This is a genomic window from Hyphomicrobiales bacterium (assembly GCA_039973685.1).
Classification (GTDB): domain Bacteria; phylum Pseudomonadota; class Alphaproteobacteria; order Rhizobiales; family JACESI01; genus JACESI01.
In genome coordinates this window covers 1-11401 of record JBDWKL010000047.1, presented here as the reverse complement: position 1 = coordinate 11401, position 11401 = coordinate 1, and the positions used below count along the sequence as shown (strand labels likewise).

At 48.1% G+C, this 11401-nt stretch carries 12 protein-coding genes; all 12 read right to left on the bottom strand.

The window, feature by feature from the left end; genetic code table 11:
• The coding region (gene rbfA / locus ABJO30_13410) for a 30S ribosome-binding factor RbfA (GenBank protein ID MEP3233817.1) at positions 1–314 on the bottom strand (314 nt) is incomplete at its 3' end.
• Positions 311–745 carry a hypothetical protein gene (locus tag ABJO30_13405; protein ID MEP3233816.1) on the bottom strand — a complete coding sequence of 145 codons (435 nt, stop codon included), beginning with the start codon at positions 743–745 and terminating at the stop codon, positions 311–313. The genes rbfA and ABJO30_13405, both read right to left, overlap by 4 nt.
• Before the next feature lie 57 nt (positions 746–802).
• Positions 803–3418 (bottom strand): translation initiation factor IF-2, encoded by a 2616-nt coding sequence (gene infB / locus ABJO30_13400; protein MEP3233815.1) that lies wholly within the window; start codon positions 3416–3418, stop codon positions 803–805.
• A 44-nt stretch (positions 3419–3462) separates the two neighbouring features.
• On the bottom strand, positions 3463–4125 hold the full coding sequence (locus ABJO30_13395; GenBank protein MEP3233814.1) for an RNA-binding protein: 663 nt from the start codon (positions 4123–4125) through the stop codon (positions 3463–3465).
• Positions 4126–4147: 22 nt separating this feature from the next.
• Positions 4148–5770 carry a transcription termination factor NusA gene (gene nusA, locus ABJO30_13390; GenBank protein ID MEP3233813.1) on the bottom strand — a complete coding sequence of 541 codons (1623 nt, stop codon included), beginning with the start codon at positions 5768–5770 and terminating at the stop codon, positions 4148–4150.
• Positions 5771–5796: 26 nt separating this feature from the next.
• Positions 5797–6372 carry a ribosome maturation factor RimP gene (rimP, locus tag ABJO30_13385; protein MEP3233812.1) on the bottom strand — a complete coding sequence of 192 codons (576 nt, stop codon included), beginning with the start codon at positions 6370–6372 and terminating at the stop codon, positions 5797–5799.
• 152 nt (positions 6373–6524) lie between these two features.
• The gene (locus tag ABJO30_13380; protein MEP3233811.1) at positions 6525–6884 is read right to left on the bottom strand and encodes an MmcQ/YjbR family DNA-binding protein; all 360 of its coding nucleotides are present in this window, start codon (positions 6882–6884) and stop codon (positions 6525–6527) included.
• A 4-nt stretch (positions 6885–6888) separates the two neighbouring features.
• The gene (trmB, locus tag ABJO30_13375; GenBank protein ID MEP3233810.1) at positions 6889–7608 is read right to left on the bottom strand and encodes a tRNA (guanosine(46)-N7)-methyltransferase TrmB; all 720 of its coding nucleotides are present in this window, start codon (positions 7606–7608) and stop codon (positions 6889–6891) included.
• Between the two features lie 70 nt (positions 7609–7678).
• Positions 7679–8935, bottom strand: a complete 1257-nt coding sequence (gene metK, locus ABJO30_13370; GenBank protein MEP3233809.1) for a methionine adenosyltransferase — start codon at positions 8933–8935, stop codon at positions 7679–7681.
• Positions 8936–9007: 72 nt separating this feature from the next.
• A complete protein-coding gene (locus ABJO30_13365; protein MEP3233808.1) occupies positions 9008–9418 on the bottom strand; it encodes a helix-turn-helix domain-containing protein in 411 nt (136 codons plus the stop codon).
• A 156-nt stretch (positions 9419–9574) separates the two neighbouring features.
• A complete protein-coding gene (gene lnt, locus ABJO30_13360) occupies positions 9575–11200 on the bottom strand; it encodes an apolipoprotein N-acyltransferase (protein ID MEP3233807.1) in 1626 nt (541 codons plus the stop codon).
• A gap of 1 nt (position 11201) precedes the next feature.
• Positions 11202–11401 (bottom strand): transporter associated domain-containing protein (locus ABJO30_13355; protein ID MEP3233806.1); only part of this gene is annotated, 200 nt, incomplete at its 5' end.

The following is an 11401-nucleotide window of genomic DNA, read 5'->3' as shown; positions in this document are numbered from 1 at the left end:
AAACTATTGTCGACTTGGAAGCGGAGGTTTGGTGTGTATTTCAACGACACAGCTTTAGCGATGCGACCGCGCAAAAACTTGGCGTTTTCGGCCAACGCTTTGACGATTGCTTTAATATCTTGTGGTCCGAGCGGTGCGATGTAAATTGTTGCGATCTTAAGATCAGGCGACATTTTCACTTCAGACACGGAGACAACACTCGTCTCTAAAAGATCATCGCGCACTTCACCACGGGTCAGGCTGTCTGAGATCGCCTTGCGGATAATTTCTCCAACGCGCAATTGGCGTTGTGATGGCATTTTGGGGGCATTCATGATGTAGCCCTTTTCGGTTTTCCAAACAATTGCCAACCGATCATGATGGTTGCCGCACCTAATATGACAGCAATTGCGCCATAAGGGGGGCCGACACATCCTTCAACGATCGATCGGAACATAACGCTTTTTGGGTCAGAAACCGTCCAAGCATTGTAAAAGAAATAAGAAGCAATCAAGGCTGCGACCGTCACGACAACAGTGAACCCTAGGTTCTTGAACTTGATTGCTAAGATCATAACAACAAAAAGCGCCAGAACGCCCGATGACGACAGAATATGCAGCATTTCTGTCAGCCAAGTCGCATCTCCCAAATCACTATCCCAATTGGCACGTGAATGAGAGCACACAGTTACCTGCGCCGATGCTGGCCATACCCAAAACATCGCGGTCAGCAAAACGCCCAGCAATGAAAATTGTTTTGTGGTCATGTGAGAAATCCAAATTGTCGGAGCCAAAGCCCCGACAAAAAATGAGTATCCTACGGTCTAAAGCGAACGCTCAACATGTTCGACGCGGAAGCATTCGATCACGTCACCGGCACGCATATCTTCGTAATTCGCAAACGCCATACCGCATTCTTGGCCACTGCTAACCTCTTTCACTTCATCTTTGAAGCGTTTGAGAGTTGAAAGCTCACCTTCGTGGATCACAACGTTATCACGGATAAGGCGTACACCTACGCCACGTTCCACACTGCCTTCTGTAATGCGACAACCAGCAACTTTACCAACCTTGGAAATGTTGAACACTTCAAGGATTTCAGCGTTACCGATGAATGTCTCACGACGCTCAGGGCTAAGAAGACCGGACATTGCTGCTTTCACATCGTCCACGAGATCGTAGATGATGTTGTAGTAGCGAATTTCGATACCTTCAGCTTCTGCCAAATCGCGGGCTTGTTTGTTCGCACGAACGTTAAAGCCGATGATTGGAGAATTAGACGCCGCCGCCAAGGTCACGTCGCTCTCGGTGATACCACCAACAGCTGAGTGAATGACTTGGCCGGACACTTCTTCGGTGCCAAGTTTATCAATCGCGCCAATAATCGCTTCGATGGAGCCTTGTACATCGCCTTTAACAAGCAATGGGAAGTGCTGCATCTCAGATGTTTGAAGCTGGTTGAGCATCTGCTCCAATGAGCCGCGCTGTGTGGTGAGTTTGGCCATTGCCTTGTCACGATTTGCACGTTCGCGGTATTCAGTAATCTCGCGCGCTTTCGCTTCATCTTCAACGACAGCCAAACGGTCACCCGCTTCTGGGGCTGCGTTAAAGCCTAAGACTTCAACAGGCTTAGAAGGTTCAGCCTCTTTAACCTGATTGTTTTTGTCATCAACGAGGGCGCGAACTTTACCCCATTGTGCGCCAGCAACAACAATGTCACCAACTTTCAATGTACCGCCTTGAACGAGGACAGTGGCAACTGGGCCGCGGCCTTTATCAAGTTTGGCTTCAACCACAGTACCCTGCGCGATAGCATCGGCATTGGCTTTAAAGTCAAGGATTTCCGCCTGCAACGTGATTGCATCAAGCAATTGGTCAAGGTTGGTGCCTTTAAGGGCAGAAACTTCCACCTCTTGCACTTCACCACCCATGCTTTCGACAAACACTTCATGTTGCAACAATTCATTGCGCACACGGCTTGGTTCAGCTGCTGGTTTGTCGATTTTATTGACGGCCACGATAATTGGCACTTCTGCCGCTTTCGCGTGGTTGATCGCTTCAATCGTTTGCGGCATCACACCATCATCGGCTGCAACCACAAGGATCACGATATCCGTTGACTGTGCACCACGTGCCCGCATTGCCGTAAAGGCTGCGTGGCCCGGTGTATCAATAAAGGTGATTTTCGCACCGTTATTGTCCACTTGGTAAGCACCAATGTGCTGCGTAATCCCACCCGCTTCACCGGATACAACATTCGCATTGCGAAGCGCATCAAGCAGTGACGTTTTACCGTGGTCAACGTGGCCCATAATGGTCACAACTGGCGGACGTGATGTGGCGTTTGGATCATCTTCATTGACGACAACATCGTCAAACAAGCTGCCTTCAACGTCAGATTCAGCAACACGGGTTACTTTGTGACCCATCTCTTCGGCGATTAGCTGCGCCGTATCTGAATCGATAATGTCGCTTGCCTTCAACATCTGGCCTTGCTGCATAAGCATTTTGACCACATCCACAGAACGTTCCGCCATACGGTTGGCAAGTTCTGCAATGGTGATTGTTTCAGGGATAACAACTTCGCGGATGATCTTCTCGCGCGGCGCTTTCGCAGCAGCACGCGCTTTTTCGCGCTCACGTTGGCGCTTGATCGACGCAAGTGATCTTTCGCGCTCACTATCATCCAATGCGTTTGATAGTGTTAGCTTGCCGCGACGACGTTCATTTGTACGGCGTGTTGGTTTTGGTTCGGCTGCTTTGTTTGGACGCTCATAAGCTTTTAGGCCGCCTTTTGCATCTTCAGCATCTTTGCGTCCACCACTGCCGCGCTCTTCAGGTGCGCGTTTGGTTGCTGGAGCTGCAGGATTAGCTTCCGCTGTCATGGCAGCTTTTGACGCTTCTTCTTCAGCACGGGCTTGTTCTTCTGCAAGACGCGCCTCGGCTTCTGCTTTTTCGCGCACTTCGTCTTCTTTGCGCTTTTCTGCAGCTAAGCGTTCAGCTTCTGCGCGCTCTTGACGTTCGCGTTCAGCAGCTGCGTCTTGTTCTTTGCGCTCTTCTTCGCGTTCGCGGGCAAAAGCTAGTGCTCTTGCGCGGGCTTCTTGCTCATCGTTAGAGAGCTGACGCAAAATAGTTGAACCGGTATTTCCAGTATTTTGTACAGGTTGAGGAGCACGAGGCGCAGGCTTGCTTTCCACAACTGGCTTCGGTGCTGCCGGCGCCGGTTTAGGCGCTGCAGGGCGAACCTCTGCTGCGGGAGCCGCTTCACTTGCTGGTGCACTGCCGGGCGCAGAAAAGCGTCGACGCTTCTTTTCGACAACAACCGTGTTGCTGCGTCCATGCGAAAAGCTCTGACGAACAGTGTTGCCGCCACGCTTTAAGGACAGCGTTTTCTTGCCTTCGCCGCCTTTTTCATCGCCTGGTTCGTTAGTATCGCTCATACGTTCTGTCACTCTTTTCAAACTGCTACAATGGATAAATTATTTTAAGCCATTGTTATTTCTTCGTTTTCTTCTATTGGCAAGGAGCGAAACCGCTCAAGCCGTCTTGTGTTTTTAAGGCATAACTCAGTTATACCACCATCTCTTAGTGCTGCGTGTATCACATTTGTTCGCCCAAAGGCCAAGTCCAATTGTTCTGATCGCAAACTTTGATGAATCTCAATGTCTGCTGCGCGATCATTATACCGCAGTTTTGACTTCACTTTGCCGATAGATCCTTCTGATCCATCGCTTGCAAAAAACAGGGCGCTCAAACCCTTCTTCGCGGTAACATCCAGTACTTTTTCAAGGCCGACCGTTACCAATCCTGATTTTTGAGCCAAACTTAGCGCCTGTAGAACCGCTGCTTCTAGGAGCATATCGACCCGTTCGCCAAGTTTTTCGTCCGTTTTTGCAGCTTGCTTAAAACCACGGGAAAACAACGCTTTTTTGACTGCTAAGTCAACGTCTTTACGTTCTGCTGTAATCCATACACCACGTCCGGGTAAATTGCCCTTCAAATCTGGTGTAACGATATTATCAGGATCGAGCACAAATCGCAGCATTTGATTTGTCGGTAGATTAACACGGTGAACGAGACAGGTTCTTTCAGGAACCGATGTGTCACGTTCAATGGTGCTGTCACCTTTGCGATGTCGATGTGCCAATGATCTTGATCCTATTTAAGCTTTAGGCGTCTGTGCTGTCTCCTTCTGTTTCTTCTTCGCCGGCCTCAGCTTCTTCTTCAACTGGACCTGCTAAATCTTCTTCTGTAATCCAACCTGCTTGTAAGCGGGCTGTCATAATCATGTTGTCTGCTTCTTCACGTGAAAGGCCGAAGGCTTCAAGCGCACCAGGGAAGCGTTTTACTTCGCCGTCTTGACGCTCAGTCCAACCAAGTAGGTCATCAGCGACGCAACCAGCAAAATCATCGACGGTTTTCATTTCGTCTTTGCCAAGTGCCACCATCATCGCGATCGTCATGTTTGGAATTTGAAGAAGTGCATCCTCAACGCCAAGTGCTACACGCTCATTGTTGAGTTCTTGCTCACGCTTGTCGAGATATTCTTTGGCGCGAGATTGAAGTTCAGTTGCTGTGTCATCATCGAAACCTTCGATGAAAGCAATCTCGTCCAGCTCCACATAAGCAATTTCTTCTAATGAGGCAAAACCTTCAGAAGCAAGGAGTTGGGCAACGACTTCGTCCACATCAAGGGCTGTTGCAAACAGTTTCGTGCGCTCAGCAAATTCTTTCTGGCGGCGTTCGCTCTCATCTTCTTCAGTCAAGATATCGATATCCCAACCTGTGAGCTGAGAGGCAAGACGTACGTTTTGACCACGGCGGCCAATCGCGAGAGATAGCTGCTCGTCTGGAACAACCACTTCGATCCGGTTTTGGTCTTCGTCAATCACCACTTTTGCTACTTGGGCAGGCTGTAGTGCGTTGACGATGAAGGTGGCTTGATCATCGTTCCAAGGAATGATGTCGATTTTCTCACCTTGAAGCTCGTTCACAACGGCTTGCACACGAGAACCGCGCATACCAACACAGGCACCAACAGGGTCGATTGAGCTGTCATTTGAAATTACAGCAATCTTCGCACGCGAACCTGGGTCACGCGCTACGTTGCGGATTTCGATGATGTTGTCATAAATTTCAGGCACTTCTTGTGCGAACAATTTTGCCATGAATTCTGGCGCGTTGCGTGACAAGAAGATTTGCGGTCCGCGCTGTTCACGACGAACATCTTGCAAATAGGCGCGAACACGGTCGCCATAACGGAAGTTTTCACGTGGGATCAGTTCATCACGGCGCAAAATCGCTTCGCCACGGCCGAGATCAACAATCACATTGCCATATTCAACACGTTTCACTGTGCCGTTGATGATTTCACCAATGCGATCTTTAAATTCGTCAAACTGGCGATCACGCTCAGCTTCGCGCACTTTTTGCACGATAACTTGTTTCGCTGATTGTGCAGCAATGCGGCCAAAATCAAGCGGCGGTAGCGGTTCACCAATAAAGTCACCAAGGGTCGCCGCAGGGTTTTGCTGCTGCGCTGTTGTAATGTCGATTTGGATGGTTGGGTCTTCGAGGTTATCAACCACTTCCAGCAAACGTTGCAGACGAATTTCACCTGATTTTGGATCAATTTCTGCATTGATGTTGGTTTCAGCACCGTAGCGAGATTTAGCCGCTTTCTGGATTGCATCTTCCATTGCCGTGATGACAATCTCACGATCAATCACCTTTTCACGGGCAACAGCATCAGCAATTTGAAGTAGCTCAAGGCGGTTTGCACTAACGGCCATTGGATATTCCTCTCTCAGTCTTCTTTTTAAGAAGGGCGCAGCATTTCTGCGGCCTCTTCCATCAATTTATCCGTCATAATCAATTTGGCTTCGCCCACCGTATCAAGGGAAAGCCAGACTTTTGGTTCTTCGCCTTCTGGCGCATCGGGTAATTCAATACCAATTTCAATGCCGCGCTCGCCTTGCTTGGTTCCAAGCAGCGTGCCGCGATAGCGTCTGCGACCATTATTGGGGACGGTCAATTCTAGTTTCGCCACATGGCCAGACCATCGGGCAAAGTCACCAGAACGGACCAAAGGGCGATCAACGCCAGGGCTTGAAACTTCGAGGTGATAATTGCCGCTAAACGGGTCGTCGGCATCCAGCACAGGTGAAATATTACGGCTAATCTCTTCGCACTCATGAACACCCATTGTACCATCTGGGCGCTCAGCCATGATTTGTACAGTCATGCCATTAATGCCATTAATGCGAACACGCACTAAGCGGTAGCCAAGGTCCTCAATGGCGGGTTCAACAATTTGAGCCACGCGCGCATCAAGACCCGTTTCGCTTACAATGCGCGGTTCTTTTTCAGCCTGATTGGTTTGTTCTTCTACCATTTAAATCCAGTTAGATTTTGCCAACTTACCAATTATGTTTTGGCAATAAAAAAGAGCGGGTCCGGCTGGCCCACTCTCACATGAAGTGATTGAGTTGTTGATGCTGTATAACAGGAAGTAGGCGCTAGCGCAACAATCAGTTTATGCCGAGTTCAGCGCGCAATTTTTTGGTCAATTTTGCGACCACAAGTTCGATAGGAGCGCTCTATATAAGCCTTCAAGTCATCATCACTTAAGCCCGCCTCATCATAATGCTGGATCCACTTCATTCCGCGTGAGGCGAGATAGGGTGCAGGTCGCAGACCCGGTTGTTCTTTCAAGATGTCATACGAAAGCGGTGTAACCTTGAAAGTAACGGCTTGGATGTTGGGATTGGTAACGCCCTTCGACCCCATACCGCCAATTGCAAAAACCTTCCCACCAATTTTCCAAACATGAGCGCCGCCCCATTGCACAACATAGGTGCTGGCTTTCATGGCCTTGCAAAAAGCGTTGAATTCTTGCTCGTTCATATCGTCATCCGTTGACCTTGAACGTTAAATAACGAGGAACGCGCCCCTCACGCAGCGCTTTTGCTTCATAGCGCGTGCTTGGCCAATTATCCCAAGGCGTCAACGCGTTCTCTTCGCGCCCATTGAGCCAATTGAACGCAGGGTTTTCGGCGCAATGCTCGATGGTCCATTCCACATAGGAATCGATATCAGATGCACAGCGAAACTCTGAGCCATCAATCAAAGCGCGTTGAATGCGTTTTAAATTTTCAGCATTGACAAAGCGGCGCTTGAAATGACGTTTTTTGGGCCATGGGTCAGGATAAAGCAGGTAATAGCCGCTGAGGGATGAAGCGGGCAGCCACTCCAAAAATGGGCCGCCTTCATCATTATAAAGGCGAATATTTTGCAGACCTTCTTCTTCAATCATTTGCAAAGCGCGCGCCATGCCATTTCTGAAAGGTTCAATGCCGATGAAACCAATATCAGGGTTTTCTTTAGCGCGATGCACAAGGTGCTCGCCACCGCCAAAACCGCTTTCCAACCATACACTTGAAACCTTGGTAGCAAAGAGGGTTTTGAGGTCTTGCGGACAGGGTTCATCAATGGATAGCGTCAATGGGTGTCCATCATAATCGCCCATCAATTCAGCTTGTCGCCCACGCAAACCTTTGCCTGCGCGCCTGCCATAAAAGCCACGTTTTAAGCGACTGTCATCAAAGTGGGTGTCGTGTTCGTCCATCATGTCTCTTAAATATAAAAAGACCCCAGCTTGAAAGCCAGGGTCTGATAATGTTGTTCTTAGTTAGCCGCTATTAGAGGGCTTTTTTTAGTGCATCCACGAGGTCTGTTTTTTCCCAAGAGAAGCCACCATCTGCATCAGGTGCGCGGCCAAAGTGACCGTAGGCAGATGTGCGGGCATAAATTGGCTTGTTGAGATCAAGGTGTTTACGGATACCTGTCGGAGACAGATCCATCACCTGACCAAGCACTTTTTCCAGCGCCTCTTCAGAAACTTCGCCAGAACCACCCATATCGACATAGATAGAAAGCGGTTGTGCGACACCAATGGCGTATGAAAGTTGAATAGAACACCAAGGTGCAATGCCTGCAGCAACAACGTTTTTCGCAAGATAGCGCGCAGCATAGGCAGCTGAACGGTCAACTTTGGTTGAGTCTTTACCTGAGAAAGCGCCGCCACCATGTGGAGCGTAGCCGCCATAGGTATCAACGATAATCTTGCGTCCTGTCAGACCACAATCCCCATCAGGTCCGCCGATGACGAACTTGCCAGTGGGATTGATGTGCCAAACAGTGCCATTCGTGATCCATTCTGCAGGAAGCACTTCGCGGATGTATGGTTCTACGATCGCGCGAATGTCAGCAGATGTTTGGTTTTCGTCAGAATGCTGAGTTGAAAGCACAATCGACGTTACGCCAACTGGTTTGCCGCCTTCATAAGCAATAGTAACCTGACTTTTTGCATCTGGCTCTAGTGTTGGCTCTGTGCCGTCTTTGCGAACTTCTGCCAAACGCTCAAGAATTTTGTGGCTGTAGTGGATTGGAGCCGGCATCAAAACATCGGTGTCTTGATTGGCATAACCAAACATGATGCCTTGGTCACCAGCGCCTTCGCCTTCGTCACTCTCTTTTACGCCACCAACATCAACACCTTGTGCGATATCAGATGATTGGCTGTGCAAAAGCACATCAATGTCGGCGTCTTTCCAGTGGAAGCCATCTTGCTCATAGCCGATGTCTTTAATGGCGTCGCGTGTGATGTTTTCGATGAGGTCGTGGGTAACGCTTTTGGAGCCGCGCACTTCACCAGCAATAACTACTTTGTTTGTCGTAGTGAGCGTTTCTGCTGCAACGCGTACCTGCCAAGGATCTGAACCTTCTTTAATGGCCGCATCAAAATAGGCATCCACTATCGTATCAGAAATACGATCAGACACTTTATCTGGATGGCCTTCGGAAACAGATTCACTGGTAAAAAGATACGTAGAGCGCGCCACGGCATTCCCCTTAGTTGATTTTCTAATTGATCGAACTATGTCATTAATTCTCATGGCAATTATAGTACCCAACGTCAAGTTAACGAGGCTACTATGGCCATGGATTTAATTAAAAATTGTTTGTTCCTAAGCTTCGTCGCCAGCGAGAGAGCGCACTAACTCAACGATGCGGCGTCTAACTTTTGCATCTGGGATTCGGGAAAACGCCTTGTTAAGCTGCAACCCTTCGGGGCTTGATAAAAACTCAACCATATAAGATGAAGAATTCTCTTCCATACCGGACGGATTAGTTGTGCCTGCAGGGTTAGGTGCGCCATCAAAGAAAAAAGAAACAGGAACTTGTAAAACGCTTGAAATACTCTGCAAGCGACTCGCACCAATCCGGTTCGTTCCTTTTTCATATTTTTGTATTTGTTGGAACGTGATCCCAAGATGTTCGCCAAGTTTTTCTTGGCTCATATTAGTCATCATGCGACGTAGTCGGACACGACTACCGACATGTATGTCAATTGGGTTTGGTTTTTTCTTGCCCGCCATTTGTTAATGGCCTTTCTCATTAAGTAGTCATATACGGTTACTAGCAGCTATAATTTTGCCAAAACTGCTTAGTAATTCGTCATCCGCCTTCCGATTGAATAAACCGAGTTGAAAGGTTTGAAGCAAGCGAAATTTAGTTGGGTCATCTTTATTAGCTTACCTTCGGTTAATCAGATTTTTAACGTAAACTAATATGATCGAGCTAAAAAAGGTTATCCAGAATAGAAGTTGTTTTATATCAGAATTAGACAGCAATACAACTTTTACGGGCAATTTGGCGTCAATAATTCCGCTTTCACCCAATCTAAGGCTCTGTTTAACGCGACCATACCCGTCAATAACAGCAGAAATCCCATTATTTGCGGCCCTAACAACAGGTAAACCTTCATCTACAGCTCTTATTTTGGTTTGATGAAAGTGTTGGCGCGGCCCTGGGGTTAATCCAAACCAAGCATCATTCGTAACATTTAGTATCCATTCTGCTTTTTTGCTTTTATTTTCGGAATTTACTTGAAATGGGAAAATGATCTCATAACAAATCATCGGCAAAAAAGGTGGTGCATTAGTGGTTTCTACTGTGCGGCGTCTTGATCCGGCAGAAAATCCACCGGGTGTTTCCACAAGCGCCAATAAGCCAAAGCTTTCCAATATATCTTGAAATGGCAAATATTCACCGAATGGAACAAGATGAACTTTATCATAGGCATCTTGAATTACACCCGTGTGAGATATTGTATACAAAGAGTTGTATACTTCCCGTGATTGTTGCCCTGCGCGTTTGGGTGCAGCCCTGACAGCGCCGGTTAGCAGCGTTGTGCCAGTTGGCAACAATTTATCAATCGCAGACAAAACACTTGGTTGCTCGGTCAAAAAGAACGGAAATGCCGATTCTGGCCATATCAAATGAGTTGTGGATAACAGGCCCAGGTCACCAGGTCGCGTGCTTCTCGCTGACATGTCGAGATATCGCTCGACAATTTCCTTGGCTTTCTCAGGTTTGAATTTATCTTTCTGCGGAATGTTTGGTTGGATGATTCTCAGTTGCACATCGGTGACAAATTCGTCCTTTGCCTCGGACAATCGCAACCCGCCAAATCCAATCAACGTGACAAGAAGAGTGGATATGGCAAAGAAGAATGTCTTGTTGCTGTTAGGCCGTTCATCAGGCGGGTCAAAAATCAGCACTGGAGTTGCAAAAATCAGCACTGCTAAAAACCCGTAAACATAGATACCTACGAGTGAAATTGCCTGCATCATCACATCGTTTGGTGCCAAAATGTAACCAAGTGTATTCCATGGAAAACCAGTTAGGATTGTGCCTCTAAGCCATTCAAAAAAGCTAAGGCTTGCTGCGAGTATTATGACGCGTCCCCAACCATCTTGCCAAAAAATCCGAGCGAATGCTGTTGCTAATCCAAAGAATAGGGCAAGCAGGAGAGGAAGGCCGATAACAGCTAAAGGTAAGAGCCAAGCAAAGGTTTCAGCATTGACCAAAAATGCCGAACCCAGCCACCAAAGGCCTGCGACGAAATAACCAAAGCCAAAACTATATCCAATCCAAAATGCCGGCATGATGCGCGACAAGCCTCGGCTTTCAATGGAGGGCACTGCTCCATCAAGCAGAAGCACGAGAAAAGGAAAGGTGATCCACAGCAAGGGGAAGAAATGAAACGGTGCTTGGCCAAGGGCTGACACAGCACCAATGATGAGCGCCAACAAAAGGGTCCATTTTTTCGGCAATAAAATCAGCCGATTGGCGGTTTGTCGGAAGCTTGCGAGCATACTATTGTTCCGATTTTTCATCGTTGGTCGAATTATCGCCGCGTTCAGCTTCTTGAGAGCGGCGGCGGCGACGTTTCGCGGTATTTTTTGTTTTGATGATGCGAACTTGTTTGATGCGCCGTGAATCAGCTTCAACAATTTCAAAGTCGAAACTGTCGAGCGCACAGACAACTTCGCCACGCACAGGAATACGGCCAAGCT